Raw genomic sequence first — 15961 nt, forward strand, 5'->3', positions numbered from 1 at the left:
CCCCTACTTACGACAGGGAGAAAGTGTAAAAGTTGTAAATCATGTGCGTATGATAATGAATGTGAATTGATACAAATTCTCAGTTGCAATAAATTGCGCGGCCTTCATGAACCCCTGGGGAGGGAGTTTCGATGTCGCGTCAATCCACCGAGTTCGCCGGCAGCAAGCCGCGCCTTCTAGTCAGCGCTGTCGGCGTGGCGATCACCGCCATGTCCGGTACTCATCTGGCCCACGCCGCCGAAGCTTCGTCGAAGAAGTCCAGCCAGGACGTGCTGTCCCTGGACGCCGACACCGTCGTCGGCACCCAGCAGCAGGACCCGACCACCTACAACGTCGAGAAGTCCGCTTCGAAGAAGTACACCGCGCCGCTGCTGGACACGCCGCGTTCGGTGACCGTGGTGCCGCAGCAGGTGATCAAGGACACCGGCGCGCTGACCCTGCAGGACGCGCTGCGTACCGTGCCGGGCATTACCTTCGGCGCCGGCGAGGGTGGCAACCCGACGGGTGACCGCCCGTTCATCCGTGGCTTCGACGCGCAGAGCGACACCTACGTCGACGGCGTCCGCGACACCGGCGCGCAATCCCGCGAGGTCTTCAACCTCGAGCAGATCGAAGTCAGCAAGGGCCCGAACTCGGCCTTCGGTGGCCGCGGCTCGGCCGGTGGCAGCCTGAACCTGATCAGCAAGCAGGCCAAGGCCGGCAACTTCACCGACGGCAGCTTCACCTACGGCTCCGACCAGACCCGTCGCTACACCCTCGACACCAACCAGGAGTTCCTCGACGGCAACGCCGCCTTCCGCCTGAACCTGATGACCCACGACCAGAACGTCGCCGGTCGCCAGGCGGTGGACGCCAGCCGCTGGGGTATCGCGCCGTCCCTGAGCTTCGGCCTCAACGGCCCGACCCGCGTCACCGTCAGCCATTACCACCTGGAAAGCGACGACACCCCGGACTCGGGCATCCCGTACGCCAAGAGCGCCGACCGCAGCAAGCACAACCCCGACAAGCCGGTGAACGTCGACCGCGACAACTACTACGGCCTCGAGGATCGCGACTTCCAGAAGAGCCGCATCGACACCAGCACCATCACCTTCGAACACGATTTCAACGATGCCCTGAGCCTGCGCAACACCACGCGCTACGGCACCGCGCACCAGGACTACATCTGGACCCAGCCCGACGACAGCCAGGGCAACATCAACAACGGGACCGTCTGGCGCCGCAACAACAACCGCATCAGCACCACCACCACCGCGACCAACCAGACCGACCTGTTCGGCGAGTTCTACCTGGCCGGCTTCAAGAACAGCTTCACCACCGGCCTGGAATTCACCCGCGAGGACAGCAAGCGCGACGGCTACACGGTGAACACCAACACCGGCTCCAGCGCGGGCGCCAACAAGTGCCGCCCGGCCATCGTCGGCGCGCCCAGCGGCTACAACTGCACCAGCCTGGAAAACCCGAACCCGCACGACCCGTGGAACGGCAGCATCGTCCGCAACTACAAGCCGCTGAACACCGTGGCCACCACCAAGGCGATCTACGGCTTCGACACCATCGACCTCAACGAGCAATGGCAGGTCAACGTCGGCGCGCGCTTCGACAGCTTCGAGACCACCGCGAAGAACCATGGCGTGAGCCCGACCACCAAGTTCGAAGACAGCTCCAGCTTCTGGAACTGGCAGGCCGGCGTGGTCTACAAGCCGGCGCCCAACGGCAGCATCTATGCGTCCTACGCCACCTCGGCGACCCCGCCGGGTTCGATGCTGGACAACGGTGACACCGGCAACGCCGTGGACACCTTCGCGGTGAAGAACAACCTGGAGCCGGAAGAAACCACCAACTACGAAATCGGCACCAAGTGGAACTTCCTCGACGAGCGCCTGGAGCTGACCGCGGCGATCTTCCGCACCGACAAGGACAACGCGCGCGTACTGGTCTCCAACCAGACCTACGACAACGCCGGCCAGTCCCGCGTCGACGGCATCGAGCTGTCCGCCAGCGGCAAGATCACCGACAAGTGGAAGGTCTTCGCCGGTTACAGCTACCTCGACAGCGAGCTGGTCAAGGCGGGCAAGTCCGGTCGTAGCGGCGCGGTGAACGCCACCGCTCCGTCCAACGACGGCAACCAGATGCCCAACACCCCGGAAAACAGCTTCAGCCTGTGGACCACCTACGACGTACTGCCCAACGCCACCATCGGCGGCGGCACCTTCTACGTCGACAAGGTCTACGGCGACGTGGCCAACACCATGTACGTGCCGGACTACTGGCGCTACGACGCGATGGCCGCCTACAAGCTGAGCAAGAACGTCGACTTCCAGCTCAACGTGCAGAACGTCTTCGACAAGCAGTACTTCGACAAGGCCTACGCCTCGCACTACGCGTCGCAGGCGGCCGGCCGCACCGTGCTGCTGTCCACCAACTTCCACTTCTAAGGGCGCGCACCTCTGGCGACCCGCCCCGGCCGATGCTCCTCGGCCGGGGCTTTTCTTTGTCCGGGCCGCCAGTGCCGAAGGTAAGGCCAGGGTAAAGATTGTTAAAACGGCTGCGTTTGCGAGCCATTCTCATTAAAATGCCCGCCCTGCGTGATGGGTGTCCGAAGGTGAAGCCGCGGTGTTGAAGAAAGTCCTTTTCCAGTTGCATTGGCTGTTCGGTATCAGCGCAGGACTTGTGCTGGCGCTGATGGGGATCACCGGGGCGATGCTGTCGTTCCAGGATGAAATCCTGCGGGCCATCAACCCCGAGAGCCTGGTGGTGGAAAAGCGCGCCGAAGCGGTGCTGCCGATGGACGAACTGATCCGCCGGGTGGAAAGCGCCGAACCAGGCAAGAAGGTCGCCTTCTTCTGGCTCAAGACCGAGGGCGTGGAGTCCGCGCGCATCTTCTTCACCCCGCCACCGGGCCAGCGCCGTGGCGAATCCCTGTACGTCGATCCCTACACCGCGCAAGCCCTGCCCGCTCCAGTGGGCGAGGGCGCCTTCATGTTCATCATGCAGCTGCACCGCTTCCTCGCCGCCGGCGAAGTCGGCCAGCGGATCACTGCCGCCTGCACCCTGATCCTGATTTTCTTCTGCCTCTCCGGCCTGTACCTGCGCTGGCCGCGCAAGGCGCTGAACTGGCGCACCTGGCTGACCTTCGACTGGCGCAAGAAAGGCCGCGCCTTCAACTGGGACCTGCACGCCGTGGCCGGCACCTGGTGCCTGGTGTTCTATCTCCTGGCCTCGCTGACCGGCCTGTACTGGTCCTACGAGTGGTACCGCAACGGCCTGTTCAAGCTGCTCGACGACGCCCCCGCCGGCCAGGCCAAGGGCGGCCAGCGCGGTGGCGGCAAGCGCGGTCCGGCGCCCGAGGGCCCGCCGCCGGTAGTCGATGCCACCGCGATCTGGAACACCATCCAGCAGACCGGCGGCTCCGCCATGACTGCCTACAACCTGCGCCTGCCGCCGGTGAAGGGCCAGCCGGCCACCGTCTTCTACCTTCTCGATGACGCCGCCCACGAGCGCGCCTTCAACGAGATGACCATCGACCCGGCCAGCGGCAAGCTGCTCAAGGACCGCCGCTACAACGACAGCAGCACCGGCAAGCAACTGCTCACCAGCGTCTACGCCCTGCATGTGGGCAGCTACTTTGGCCTCACCGGGCGCATCCTGATGATGCTCGCCAGCCTGGCCATGCCGCTGTTCTTCATCACCGGCTGGCTGCTCTACCTCGACCGCCGCCGCAAGAAGCGCGCGGCCCTGGCCGCCCGCGGCGAGCTGGGCACTACGGCAGGTGGCGCCGACTCCTGGTTGATCGGCTACGCCAGCCAGAGCGGCTTCGCCGAGCAATTGGCCTGGCAGAGCGCCGGCCAGCTGCAGGCTGCCGGCCTGCCGGTTCGCGTCGAACCGCTGGGCAAGCTGGACCGCGCGCAGCTGGAGCAGACTCGCAACGCGCTGTTCGTGGTCAGCACCTTTGGTGAGGGCGAGGCGCCCGATGGCGCCCGTGGCTTCGAGCGCCAGATGCTCGGCCAGACCCTCGGCCTCAACGACCTGCGCTTTGCCGTGCTCGCCCTGGGCGACCGTCAGTACGAGCAATTCTGTGGTTTCGCCCGGCGCCTGCAGGGCTGGTTGCAAGGCCAGGGCGCGCGCCCGTTGTTCGACGGCGTGGAAGTCGACAACGGCGACGCCGCCGCACTGCATGATTGGCAGGTGCGCTTGGCCGAACTCTCCGGCGCCGCGCCGCAAGTGGCCTTCACCGCGCCGGCCTTCGAGGTCTGGACGCTGAGTGGCCGTGAACACCTGAACCCCGGCAGCCAGGGCGAATCCACCTGGCTGCTGCGCCTTGCTGCGCCGAACGATTCGCAGATCGACTGGGCCGCCGGCGACCTGGTGGAAATCGTCCCGCGCCAACCGGAGTTCCTCGTCGCCCGCTGGCTCGAACGCCTCGGCCTCGACGGCGCGGCCAAGGTACAGGTGGATGGCCTGGCCATGCCGCTGAAGGACGCCCTGGCCGGCTGCCTGCTGCCGGGTAACCTGGAACACCTGGTCGGCCAGCATGGCCAGGCGGTCCATGACGCGCTGATCAAGCTCTCCGTGCGCCAGTACTCCATCGCCTCGCTGCGCAGCGCAGGCGCCCTGGAACTGATTGTGCGCCAGGAGCAGCACGCCGACGGCTCGCTGGGCATTTGTTCCGGCTGGCTGACCGAGTACCTGCCCGAAGGCGGCAGCCTGCTGCTGCGCCTGCGCCGCAACCGCAGCTTCCACCTGACCGAGGAAGATCGCCCGCTGATCCTGATCGGCAACGGCACCGGGATCGCCGGCCTGCGCGCATTACTACAGGCGAGCGTGGCCGAGGGCCGCTCACGCAACTGGTTGCTGTTCGGCGAACGCAACATCGCCCACGACTTCTACTGCCGCGAGGAGCTCGAAGGCCTGCTGGCGCGCGGCGAGCTGCAGCGCCTGGACGTCGCCTTCTCCCGCGATCAGGCGGAAAAGGTCTACGTGCAGGACCGCCTGCGCGCCAGTGGCGAAGTCCTTGCCCAGTGGCTCGACGAGGGGGCGGCGATCTACGTTTGCGGCAGCCTGCAAGGCATGGCCGAGGGCGTCGACCGCGCCCTGCGCGAGATGCTTGGCGATGCCGAGGTCGAGGCGCTGCTGGAGAGTGGGCGGTATCGGCGCGACGTGTATTGAGCAGGTGTTGGGCGTAGCCCATCGCGGACGGAGTCCGCTCCCACGCTCAGCGTGACTGGCTTTTCGTAGGAGCGAGCTTGCTCGCGAACGGATTTTCCGGCGGCTCCGGCGCGGGGGGGGTTCGCGAGCAAGCTCGCTCCTACAGGGGAGCAACGCACTGCGTTGTCGGCGGCGCAAGCAAAAAGGCCCCCGCGAATGCGGAGGCCTTTTTGATATCGGGGCGCTTGAATCCAGTCGCTCAGATCCACAAGAACAGCGCCAGCACCGCCGCGAAGAACCCCCACTTCTGCAGGTAGTACAGCTTGCGGTTGCGCTTCTTCAGCGCCTTGCCGTGCAGGCGGATCTTGTACAGCGAAGCGAAGGCGCGGTTGATCCCACCGGTCTTGTCGCCCGCGTCGTTGGGCGAGGCCGCCGCGGCCATCACGTTGCGGCTGAACCAGCGGTTGAACGCCGTCACCCAGCCGTATTTCAGCGGCCGCTCGATGTCGCAGAAGAGGATCACCCGGTCGTGGTCCGTGGTGTTCTCGGCGTAGTGGATGTAGGTCTCGTCGAACACCACCGCTTCGCCGTCGCGCCAGTGATAGCGCTCGCCGTCGACCTCGATGAAGCAGCCTGGATCGTTCGGCGTCAGCAGGCCCAAGTGGTAACGCAGCGAACCGGCGTAGGGGTCGCGGTGGCGCACCAGGCGTGAGCCCGGCGGCAGTTCGGCGAACATCGCCGCCTTCACCGACGGAATCTGCCGCAGCAGCTCGGTGGTCTTCGGGCACAGGGCGTCGGCGGAGGGGTGGCTATCGTCGTACCATTTCAGGTAGAAGCGCTTCCAGCCGGTCTTGAAGAAAGAGTTGAAACCCACGTCGTTGAGCTGGTCGGAACGCTTGATGCTGCCGGCATCGCGCAGGTGCAGCGCTTCGCTGCGGATGGCTTCCCAGTTCTCGGTCAACAGGCGCATTTCCGGGAACTGCTCGGTCGCCAGGTACGGGCGGCTGGGTACCTTGGAGAACAGGTACATCAGGCAGTTGATCGGCGCCAGGAAGCTGGAGTGGTCGCTCAGCTGGCGCGTGAACTTGTGGCGCACCCGTCCACGCAGGTGGACATAGACGATGCTCAGGCCGAAGGCGGCCAGGATGGCGGCTTTGATCATTCGGGGAGGTATCCGCTACTACAGACCGGGGATAGTACTCCTCCTGAACGTGACTGAGTATTCTCCGAAGGCCAAAGGCCATGGTCTGCTTTACCCTGTAGGAAACCTGGAAGGATGGCGACACCGATGACCGAGAGCACGACGCGAATCCTGCTCAACTGCGACATGGGCGAAAGCTTCGGCGCCTGGCGCATGGGCGACGATACCCATGCCATGCCGCTGATCGACCAGGCCAACCTCGCCTGTGGCTACCATGCCGGCGACCCGCTGACCATGCAGCGCACCGTGCGCCTGGCGGTGGAGCAGGGCGTCAGCATCGGTGCCCACCCGGCCTACCCGGACCTCGCCGGCTTCGGCCGCCGGCACATGAACTGCTCGCCCGAGGAGGTCCACGCCCTGGTGCTGTACCAGATCGGCGCGCTGGATGCCTTCTGCCGCGCCGCCGGCACCCAGGTGGCCTACGTGAAGCCTCATGGCGCGCTGTACAACGACCTGGTGCGCGACGATGCGCTGCTCTCCGCCGTGCTCGACGCCTGCGCCGCCTACCGCAAGCGCCTGCCGCTGATGGTGCTGGCGCTGGCCGACAACCAGCGCGAGCTGCAGCTGGCTGACGCCGCCGACGTGCCGCTGATGTTCGAAGCCTTTGCCGATCGTGCCTACCTTTCCGATGGCCAGCTTGCCCCGCGCCGGCTGCCCAACGCGGTGCACCACGAGCCTCAGCGCATCCTCGACCAGGCCCTGGCCATCGCCCGCGGCGAGCCCTTCCCGGATATCGACGGCAACCCGCTGCGCCTGCGTGCCGACAGCCTCTGCGTGCATGGCGACAACCCCGAATCCCTGGCGGTGCTGCGGCGCCTGCGTGGCCTGCTGGACCAGGCATGATCCGCGTCGAAGCCTTCGGCGCCACGGCGCTGCTGATCACCCTCGCGGAGCAGCCCGACGATACGCTGCCGCTGCGCATCGCCCGACTGGCCGAACGCCTGCGCACCGAGCTGGGCGTGGCGCTGACGGATTGCGTGCCAGGCTGGACCACGCTGTTGCTGCACTACGACCTGCTGCGCATCGACCTCCCGCAATTGCAAAGCCGCGTGCAGGCCGCGCTGGCGGACTGGCCCGGTGACTCCCAGGTGAATGTCGCCGGGCGCCGGCATGAAATCGCCGTGTGGTATGCCGGCGAAGACCTCAGCGAAGTCGCCCGGCTGTGCGGGCTCACTTGCGTCCAGGTGATCGACCTGCACGCCGGCCGTGACTATCGCGTCGGTGCCATCGGCTTCTCTCCCGGCTTCGCCTACCTCGGCGAGCTGGACGAACGCCTCGCCCTGCCGCGGCGTGCCACGCCGCGCACGCACGTGCCGGCCGGCAGCCTGGCGATTGCCGAGCGGCAGACGGCGGTTTATCCACAGGCCTCGCCCGGCGGCTGGCATCTGCTGGGGCGCACTGCGCAACGCCTGTTCGATCCGCAACGGCAGCCGCCTTGTCCGCTGGCCGTGGGTGATCTTGTACGTTTCCTGCCCATCGATGAGGCGACCTATCGCGCGGCCGGAGGCGAGCCATGAGCCTGAAAGTCATCGCCTGCGGCCCGCTGTGTCTGCTGCAGGATGGCGGCCGGCAAGGCTGGCAGCACCTGGGCGTTTCTCCTGGCGGCCCTGTGGATAAACAGGCGGCGGCCTGGGCCAATCGCCTGCTCGGCAACACGCCGGGCGTGCCGTTGCTGGAAATCGCGCTGGGCGGTGTGGAGCTGGAAGTGCAGGCGGACACCTGGCTGGCGCTGACGGGGGCGGACGTGCCGGCCACCCTGGATGGCGAGCCGCTGCCGGGCTGGTCGCGCTTTCGCGCAGGGGTAGGGCAACGCCTGAAACTGGGCTTCGCCCGTGCCGGTCAGCGCGCCTATCTCGCCACTGCCGGGGGCTTCCATGCGCCGTCGATTCTGGGCAGCGTTGCGACCCAGACGCGGGAAAAGCTCGGGGGGCTTGCCGGCAATGGCCAGCCGCTCGCCGCTGACGATCTGCTGGAATGCGCAGCCTGCGGCGAACGCTTCACCCGCGGAGCCAGCGTGCCCTGGCCTTATCGACCGGACTACCGCGAGACCCCGACACTGCGTGTGTTGCCGGGCCCGGATGCTTTCAGCGAGGAACAACGGCAGGCCTTCTTCGAACAGCGCTGGCAGGTCAGCCCGCAATCCGATCGCATGGGCGTGCGACTGCGCGGCGAAGCGCTGAGCGCGCCTCGCCGGCAATGGTCGCTGGGGATAGTCGAGGGCGCCATCCAGGTACCGCCGGACGGCCAGCCGATTGTCCTGCTGGCCGACCGCCAGAGCATGGGCGGCTACCCGCTGTTGGGCGTGCTGCACCCGCTGGACATCGGCCGCCTGGCGCAATGCCCGGCGCACAGCGAAGTGCGTTTTGCCCAGGCCCACGTGGAACAGGCGCAGGCGGACCTGCGCGCGTTCCGGCGCTTCTTCTCCGGCTGACCTCAGCCCTCGAAGCGCTCGCCGCGAAACACCCGGCGTGGATTGCCGCGTTCCAGATGGTGATGCACCAGGCGACGTTCGGCACGCAGCTCGCTGCTCGCCTGCTCCGCGCGTTCCTCCAGCTTGCGGGCGATCAGCAGCAGCGCCAGGCGCTTGTTGGCGTGCTGGCTGCGCTCGCTCTGGACCTTCACGCTCAGGCCGCTGGCAAGGTGGGTGGCGCGCACCGCTGAATCGGTGGTGTTGACGTGCTGGCCGCCGGGGCCGGAGGAGCGCAGGGTTTCGAAGCGTACTTCGCCTTCGAGACTGGCCGGCGGCGCGTTGAATCGCGCGCCGCCGAAGTACCAGTTCTTGCGCCCGTGGTTGGGCCGGTAAGGGCTGGCGCAGACCCATTGCAGGGTGCCGCTCCAGTCCTCGGCCAGGGTTGCCGCAAAGTCGCCGTCCAGCGCCAGCAGCACCGAGAGCAGGGTGCCCCGGCGCGGGCCGGCTTCTTCCTCGATCACGCGCACCTCGGCGCCGAAAGTCTCGGCTTCGCGCAGCAGTCGCTGCAGGGCCTTGGCCACGGCCAGCGCGCACTCGTCCGGCCCCTGGGCCGCGGACAATTGCAGGAGGATCATCAGCAGCACTCCCCGCGGGTCTTGTAGGTCAGCACCGGCCTGAGTCGCGCCAGTACCCGCAGCAGCCCCGCTTCGCGCAGCGCGCCGACCACCGAGTCGATGGCCTTGTAGGCTTCCGGCGCTTCCTCGTAGATCAGCCCGCGATCACCGCAGATCACCCGGCTGCCCAGCGCGGTGCGGGCCAGTTGCTCGACGCGGTAGCGCGCCGAGAGACGGTCCTTGCACTCGCTGCGCATCCACTTGCGCCCCGCGCCATGGGCGAGGGAGAACAGGCTGCGCGGATCGGCGACCGGTTCCACCAGGTAGCTGTAATCACCGCGCGAGCCGGGGATGACCATCACCCCGCAATCCGCCGGCGTCGCTCCCTTGCGGTGCAGCCAGCCGTCGACGCCTTCGACCTGCGCCGGGCTGACGAGGTTGTGGTTCACGTCCAGCACCTGCGCACCGCCCGCACGCAGGCGATCGAGCATGCGCAGGGCGATCAGTTGGCGGTTGGCTTCGGCGAAACGCAGGGCGCCGTCGTGGCGAGCCAGGTAGTGCGCGCAGTCGTCGGTGCCTTGTTCCAGGCCCTGGTGGCTGAAGCGATCCACCTGCTCGCGCAGGATGGCTTCACCCAGGCCGCGCGAACCGCTGTGTACCAGCAGGAGCAGGTGACGGCGGTCGATTCCCAGCGCTGCCACGGCTTGCTCATCGTAAAGCTGATCGAGCTGCTGCAACTCGGCGAAGTGATTACCGCCGCCGATGGTGCCCAGCGAGTGCTCGTGGCCGCACGGCGACAGAGCGAAGCTGGCGATGCGCTCGCTCCAGTCTTCGTCCAGCGGGCCGTCGAGATTGCCCAGGCGCTTTTCCAGCTTGTCCAGGTTCAGCTTGGCGGTGGCGATGTCGGTGCGCCACAGCGCCATGCCGCAGCCAATGTCGTTGCCCACCAGCGCCGGATACAGGCGGCCGGTGGAGAAGAACGCCGCGCCGATCGGATAGCCGCGACCAGGGTGCAGGTCCGGCATGCCGGCGACCTGCTGCATGCCCGGCAGACGGGCGGTGGTTTCCAGTTGCTGGATCGCTTTGCCTTCGATCCAGGTGTCGTCCGCGGCGATCAGGGTGATGCCGTCGGACAGATTTTTGATGCAATTGCCCATTGTCCAATCCCATGAGGAATGAAACGAAAAAGAGGATGGGGGCAGGCCGGAGCCGGGCAATGCGATGCCGCCAAAGGGGCGGCGGGGAAGCGATTACGCCAGACGCGACCTGCAAAGGGTGATCAGTGCTTGCATGATGTCTCTCCTTTGCTGTCGGTGGATGGAAGGTGGCGAATGATAGGCGCGCGGCCGCCGGCGCGCAATCCTCGCTATTTCGGCAAGTGCCGCAGCGGCAGGGGCGCTGATTCCTTCACGGTCTGGATGGCGAAGTTGCTGCGGATGTCGCTGACGCCCGGCAGCTTGAGCAGGGTGCCGGTGAGGAATTGTTCGTAGGCGCGCAGGTCGGGTAGCACCACTTGCAGGAGGAAGTCCGATTCGCCGCTGACCAGGTGGACCGAGATGACCTCCGGCAGGTCGATCACGGCCTGGCGAAAGGCGGCGGCGCTGGTATCGCTGTGGCGTTCGACCTTCACGCCGACAAACACCGTCAGCCCCAGGCCGACTTCGTCGCGACCCAGTTCGGCGTGGTAGCCACGGATCATGCCGGCCTCTTCGAGGAGGCGGACGCGGCGCAGGCAAGGAGAGGGCGACAGGCCGATCTCCTCGGCGAGCTGCACGTTGGTCAGGCGGCCGTCGCGCTGCAGGGCGGCGAGGATGCGGTGGTCGTAGGCGTCCAGTTTGGGATTTGGCATATATGGATGCTCATCTGGCCTGGGGTTGGCAGGGTATGCCAGATACTGTCGTCAGGCTGGCTGAATACGCAAGCACCTGCCTCGGCCTTCAGGCATAGAATCCCTATCCGCAATGACTGCTTCGGAGTGGCTCCTGTGGATATCGGCGTCTTCCTGCTGGCCCTGGCGATGGTCTACCTGCTGCCGGGGCCGGACATGATTCTCCTGCTGCACACCGGCGCCCGCGACGGCTGCCGCGCGGCTCTGGCAACGGCGCTGGGGCTGGGCGTGGCCCGTGGCTGCCACGTCGCCCTGGCGGCAACCGGGCTGGCGCTGCTGTTTCGCACCGCGCCCTGGACCTTCGATGTCGTGCGCATCGGCGGCGGCCTCTACCTGGCGTGGATCGGCCTGCAACTGCTGCGCGCGCCGGCGGGTTTGCCGGTGGCAACGGGAGTGGCCGGGTTATCCACAGTCAGCTACCGGCGTGCATTCCGCCGGGGCCTGCTGACCAATCTGCTCAACCCCAAGGCTCTGTTGTTCTGCTCGGTGCTGTTGCCGCAGTTCATTCATCCGCAGAACGGCCCGCTGGCACTGCAATTCGCGCTGCTGGGCGGCGTGCTGGTGGTGGTCGGGCTGGGTTTCGACAGCTTCTACGCGGTCAGCGGCGAGCGCATGGGCCGCTGGCTGGCGCGGCACAGGACGATGCAGCGGGTGCAGCAGTGGGGCTTCGGCGGAATCCTGCTGGGGTTCGGCGTGCGCCTGGCAGTGATCCGCGATCTTTGAGCGGGCCTTTTCGTAGAAGCGCAGCCGGACGTGCCGGCGCAGGATTGCAGGAGCGGACTCCGTCCGCGAAAGATATCCGGCAGCTGAGCTGGCCTGTTGCACATCGCGGGCAAAGCCCGCTCCTGCGAGAGCCGGACATGACCGTGCAAGGTTGCAGGCAGAGATCACAGGTCGCCCGGCTGGATTTTCCACAGCCGCGCCACGGACGGCTTCTGCGGATTGCGCGCGACCACCAGCAGGCCCAGTTCCTTGCCGCGCAACTCACTCAGCAACTGCGCGCCCTTGCGCTGTTGCAGGCTCTCGGCGAGATGCCCGAGGGCGATGGCCGCCGCGGCCGGGTGGGTGGCGACCGGCACGTAGCTGCCGCCGTCCATGTCCAGCACCACATGCTTTTCGCCGGGTTCCGGAGCGGGGATGTGCAGGCTGGTCTTGAGCAGTTGCGCCATGGCTTCGTCGCGCTGGGCGGCCGTCAGTTGTCCCGGTGGCAGTGCCCGTTCCAGGGCGAGGAATTCGTCCTTGGGCGCGACTTTCGGTTTGGCCTCGGCCGGCGGCTGGGTGGGAGCCTTGGCGCGAATCGGCGCCGGCGGCGGCTTTGGCGCTGGCGCTGGCGGCGCGCTGAAGTTCGGCTCTTCCTGGTCGACGCCGTCCCAGTCGATCTCGTCGAAGTCGAACTCCTCGACTGCTTTCTTCCTCGGCGCCGGCTTCCTCTGTGACTTCGCGGCCGCGCGCACGTCCATCCGCCGCTGACGCTTCCACTGGTGCAGCTGGACGTTGGCGACGATGGCGGTGACGAGGATCAGCAGGAGGAAGAACAGCAGCATGCGGAATGTGGCCCTGTGGATAACGGCCACTGCGGTGCAGGTCAGTGGCGGGACGCCACCCTAGCGGGACGCTCTGGATCAGGCCGTAGGCCAATTCCGGCTGCGCTGTAGGACGCAGCTGTTTCCGAAAGAGGGGCCGGCCTATGACCGGCCCGTTTCGGTTCAGTTCAGGAACTGCTCCGCATGGTGGCAGGCCACCTGGCGCTCATCGAGCAGGCGCAACTCCGGCACCTCGGACTTGCAGCGCTCGGTCGCGTAGGGGCAGCGCTTGTGGAAGGCGCAGCCGGTGGGCGGGTTGAGCGGGTTGGGGAGTTCGCCCTGGATCTTGATCTTGGGCTTGTCCGGATCAGGGTGGATGGCCGGGGTCGCCGACAGCAGCGCCTGGGTGTAGGGGTGCAGCGGGCGTTCGTAGAGCTTGTCTGCCGGGCCCATTTCCGCCGGGCGACCGAGGTACATCACCAGCACGTCGTCGGCCACGTGGCGGACCACGGCGAGGTTGTGGGAGATGAACACGTAGGCGGTGCCGAACTCCTGCTGCAGGTCCATGAACAGGTTGAGCACCTGGGCCTGGATCGACACGTCCAGCGCCGAGGTCGGTTCGTCCGCCACCAGCACCTTGGGCCGCAGCATCATGGCGCGGGCCAGGGCGATGCGCTGGCGCTGGCCGCCGGAGAACATGTGCGGGTAGCGCTGGTAGTGCTCGGGGCGCAGGCCGACCTGCTTCATCATCGCCTGCACGCGCTCGCGGCGTTCGACACGGGACAGGCTGGTGTTGATCAGCAGCGGCTCGGCCAGCTGGTCACCGATCTTCTGCCGCGGGTTCAGCGAGGCGTAGGGGTTCTGGAAGACCATCTGCACGTCGCGGCGCAACTGCTTGCGCTGCTCGTGGTTGGCGCCTTTTACCTCCTGGCCGGCGATCTGCAGCGAGCCGGAGGTGGGCTCCTCGATCAGGGTCAGCGCGCGCGCGAGGGTGGACTTGCCGCAGCCGGATTCGCCGACCACGGCCAGGGTCTTGCCGGCCTGCAGGTCGAAGGACACGCCGTTCAGGGCGCGAACCAGGGCGTGGGGCTTGAACAGGCCCTGGGAGATTTCGTAGTGACGGGTCAGGTCGCGGGCGGTCAGGACGGCGCTCATCGGGCCACCTCGGTGTTCAGGTTGAGCGGGTAGAAGCAGCGCACGGCGCCGCGCTCATGGGCTTCCAGGGCCGGGCGTACGCTGCGGCAGTTGTCCTGGACGTAGGGGCAGCGCGGTGACAGCAGGCAACCCTGTGGACGGTCGTACTTGCCGGGGACGATGCCGGGCAGGGTGGCCAGGCGTTCCTCGCCGGCGCTGTGCTCGGGGATCGCCTTGAGCAGCGCTTCGGTGTACGGGTGGGTCGGCAGGTCGAACAGCGCCGGCACCTCGCCGATCTCCACCGCCTGACCCGCGTACATCACGCAGACGCGCTGGGCGGTCTCGGCGACCACGGCGAGGTCGTGGGTGATCAGGATCAGCGCCATGCCCTGGTCGCGCTGCAGGTTCAGCAGCAGCTCCATGATTTGCGCCTGGATGGTCACGTCCAGCGCGGTGGTGGGCTCGTCGGCGATCAGCAGCTTGGGCTCGCCGGCGATCGCCATGGCGATCGCGACGCGCTGGCTCATGCCGCCGGACAACTGGTGCGGGTAAGCCTCCAGGCGCTGCGCGGCACCGGGGATTTCCACCCGCTCGAGCAGTTCCAGGGCGCGCTGGCGCAGCGCCTTGCCGCGCAGGCCGAGGTGCAGCTTGAGCACTTCCTCGATCTGGTAGCCGACGGTGAAGCTGGGGTTGAGGGCGGTCATCGGGTCCTGGAAGACCATGGCGATGTCCTTGCCGACGATGCGCCGCCGCTCGCGGCCCTTCAGGCGCAGCATGTCGGTGCCGTCGAACTGCATGGTGTCGGCGGTGATGATGCCGGGGGCGTCGATCAGGCCCATCAGGGCCATCATGGTCACCGACTTGCCGGAGCCGGATTCGCCGACGATGGCCAGGACTTCGCCCTTGTCCACCGAGAGGTCGAGGCCGTCCACCACCGGGATGGCGTTGCGGTCGCCGAAGCGGACCGAAAGATTGCGCAGGTCGAGGAGGCTCATACGGCGGTCTCCATCAGGCTTTTGTTCTTCTTGTGAGAGCGAGCTTGCTCGCGAACGGGGGACGCGGAGGAGTGCAGGTTCGCGAGCAAGCTCGCTCCTACAGCGGCGGTCAGGTTCTGCATGGCTGATGTCCTCACGCCGCGTTCTTCAGCTTCGGGTCCAGCGCATCGCGCAGGCCGTCGCCCATCAGGTTGATCGCCAGTACGCTGAGCAGGATGGTCAGGCCGGGCAGCGAGACGACCCACCAGGCGCGCTCGATATAGTCGCGCGCGGAGGCCAGCATGGTGCCCCACTCGGGCGTCGGCGGTTGCACGCCGAGGCCGAGGAAGCCCAGCGCGGCGGCGTCGAGGATGGCCGAGGAGAAGCTCAGGGTGGCCTGCACGATCAGCGGCGCCATGCAGTTGGGCAGCACGGTGACGAACATCAGGCGCAGGGTGCCGGCGCCGGCCAGGCGCGAGGCGGTGACGTAGTCGCGGTTCAGCTCGCCCATCACGGCGGCGCGGGTCAGGCGCACGTAGGCCGGCAGCGAGACGATGGCGATGGCGATCACGGTGTTGATCAGGCCTGGGCCGAGGATGGCGACGATGGCCACCGCCAGCAGCAGCGAGGGCAAGGCCAGCATGATGTCCATCAGGCGCATGATCACCGGGCCCAGGCGGGTCGGCGAGAAGCCGGCGAGCAGGCCGAGGAAGATGCCGGGGATCATCGAGATCAGCACGGAAGTCAGGCCGATCATCAGCGACAGGCGCGCGCCGTGCATCAGGCGCGAGAGCAGGTCGCGGCCCAGTTCGTCGGTGCCCAGCAGGAACTGCGCGTTGCCGCCTTCGAGCCAGAGCGGCGGGGTGAGCAGGAAATCGCGGAACTGCTCGCTCGGGTCATGGGGCGCAACCCAGGGGGCGAACAGCGCGCAGAACACGATGACCAGCATGAACAGCAGGCCGCCGACCGCGCCCTTGTTGCGCGAGAAGGCATGCCAGAATTCTTTCAGCGGGGAGGGGTAGACCAGGCTCGGGTCGCTGGCGGGAGCTTTGCTTGCGATGCTCATGTC

The 15961-nt window shown here is 67.1% G+C and carries 15 protein-coding genes; 6 read left to right on the top strand and 9 right to left on the bottom strand.

Going from position 1 to position 15961, the window contains the following annotated elements; genetic code table 11:
- The first annotated feature begins 131 nt into the window (after positions 1–131).
- Both UB43_RS05935 and UB43_RS05940 read left to right on the top strand, forming a co-directional pair.
- On the top strand, positions 132–2438 hold the full coding sequence (locus UB43_RS05935; protein WP_045209535.1) for a TonB-dependent siderophore receptor: 2307 nt from the start codon (positions 132–134) through the stop codon (positions 2436–2438).
- 181 nt (positions 2439–2619) lie between these two features.
- A complete protein-coding gene (locus UB43_RS05940; protein WP_045209536.1) occupies positions 2620–5169 on the top strand; it encodes a sulfite reductase flavoprotein subunit alpha in 2550 nt (849 codons plus the stop codon).
- Positions 5170–5407: 238 nt separating this feature from the next.
- Here UB43_RS05940 and lpxO read toward each other — a convergent pair whose 3' ends face one another.
- The gene (lpxO, locus tag UB43_RS05945; protein WP_045210210.1) at positions 5408–6307 is read right to left on the bottom strand and encodes a lipid A hydroxylase LpxO; all 900 of its coding nucleotides are present in this window, start codon (positions 6305–6307) and stop codon (positions 5408–5410) included.
- 129 nt (positions 6308–6436) lie between these two features.
- Between lpxO and UB43_RS05950 the strand changes: the two genes are divergently transcribed.
- From UB43_RS05950 to UB43_RS05960, 3 genes are read left to right on the top strand one after another with little or no spacing between them, the layout of a single operon-like run.
- Positions 6437–7192, top strand: a complete 756-nt coding sequence (locus tag UB43_RS05950; protein WP_045209537.1) for a 5-oxoprolinase subunit PxpA — start codon at positions 6437–6439, stop codon at positions 7190–7192.
- Positions 7189–7866 carry a 5-oxoprolinase subunit PxpB gene (gene pxpB / locus UB43_RS05955; protein WP_045209538.1) on the top strand — a complete coding sequence of 226 codons (678 nt, stop codon included), beginning with the start codon at positions 7189–7191 and terminating at the stop codon, positions 7864–7866. Before UB43_RS05950 ends, pxpB begins: the two co-directional genes overlap by 4 nt.
- Entirely contained in the window at positions 7863–8780 is a 918-nt protein-coding gene (locus UB43_RS05960; protein WP_045209539.1) for a biotin-dependent carboxyltransferase family protein, read from the top strand. Before pxpB ends, UB43_RS05960 begins: the two co-directional genes overlap by 4 nt.
- A gap of 2 nt (positions 8781–8782) precedes the next feature.
- Here the strand turns inward: UB43_RS05960 and prfH are convergent, their stop codons facing one another.
- The 3 genes from prfH to UB43_RS05975 all read right to left on the bottom strand — a co-directional run bounded on the left by prfH (position 8783) and on the right by UB43_RS05975 (position 11222).
- Entirely contained in the window at positions 8783–9394 is a 612-nt protein-coding gene (gene prfH, locus UB43_RS05965; protein ID WP_045210211.1) for a peptide chain release factor H, read from the bottom strand.
- The gene (locus tag UB43_RS05970) at positions 9394–10530 is read right to left on the bottom strand and encodes an RNA ligase RtcB family protein (RefSeq protein WP_045209540.1); all 1137 of its coding nucleotides are present in this window, start codon (positions 10528–10530) and stop codon (positions 9394–9396) included. Before UB43_RS05970 ends, prfH begins: the two co-directional genes overlap by 1 nt.
- A 209-nt stretch (positions 10531–10739) precedes the next feature.
- Entirely contained in the window at positions 10740–11222 is a 483-nt protein-coding gene (locus UB43_RS05975; protein ID WP_045209541.1) for an Lrp/AsnC family transcriptional regulator, read from the bottom strand.
- Positions 11223–11357: 135 nt separating this feature from the next.
- On the opposite strand from UB43_RS05975, the gene UB43_RS05980 reads away from it, so the two are divergent.
- The gene (locus UB43_RS05980; protein ID WP_082085786.1) at positions 11358–11984 is read left to right on the top strand and encodes a LysE family translocator; all 627 of its coding nucleotides are present in this window, start codon (positions 11358–11360) and stop codon (positions 11982–11984) included.
- Positions 11985–12148: 164 nt separating this feature from the next.
- On the opposite strand, the gene UB43_RS05985 is transcribed toward UB43_RS05980, so the two are convergent.
- From UB43_RS05985 to UB43_RS06000, 5 genes are all read right to left on the bottom strand, one after another.
- Positions 12149–12805 carry a hypothetical protein gene (locus UB43_RS05985; protein WP_045209542.1) on the bottom strand — a complete coding sequence of 219 codons (657 nt, stop codon included), beginning with the start codon at positions 12803–12805 and terminating at the stop codon, positions 12149–12151.
- Between the two features lie 162 nt (positions 12806–12967).
- The gene (locus tag UB43_RS05990; protein WP_045209543.1) at positions 12968–13939 is read right to left on the bottom strand and encodes a peptide ABC transporter ATP-binding protein; all 972 of its coding nucleotides are present in this window, start codon (positions 13937–13939) and stop codon (positions 12968–12970) included.
- Positions 13936–14913 (bottom strand): ABC transporter ATP-binding protein, encoded by a 978-nt coding sequence (locus UB43_RS05995; protein ID WP_045209544.1) that lies wholly within the window; start codon positions 14911–14913, stop codon positions 13936–13938. Before UB43_RS05995 ends, UB43_RS05990 begins: the two co-directional genes overlap by 4 nt.
- The gene (locus tag UB43_RS30025; protein WP_256204902.1) at positions 14910–15035 is read right to left on the bottom strand and encodes a hypothetical protein; all 126 of its coding nucleotides are present in this window, start codon (positions 15033–15035) and stop codon (positions 14910–14912) included. The genes UB43_RS05995 and UB43_RS30025 overlap by 4 nt, the downstream gene beginning before the upstream one ends.
- A gap of 11 nt (positions 15036–15046) precedes the next feature.
- Positions 15047–15958, bottom strand: coding sequence for an ABC transporter permease subunit (locus UB43_RS06000; protein ID WP_045209545.1), 912 nt, complete (start codon positions 15956–15958; stop codon positions 15047–15049).
- Between the last annotated feature and the right edge of the window lie 3 nt (positions 15959–15961).

Source organism: Pseudomonas sp. 21 (assembly GCF_000955805.1).
In the GTDB taxonomy this organism is placed as follows: Bacteria; Pseudomonadota; Gammaproteobacteria; order Pseudomonadales; family Pseudomonadaceae; genus Pseudomonas.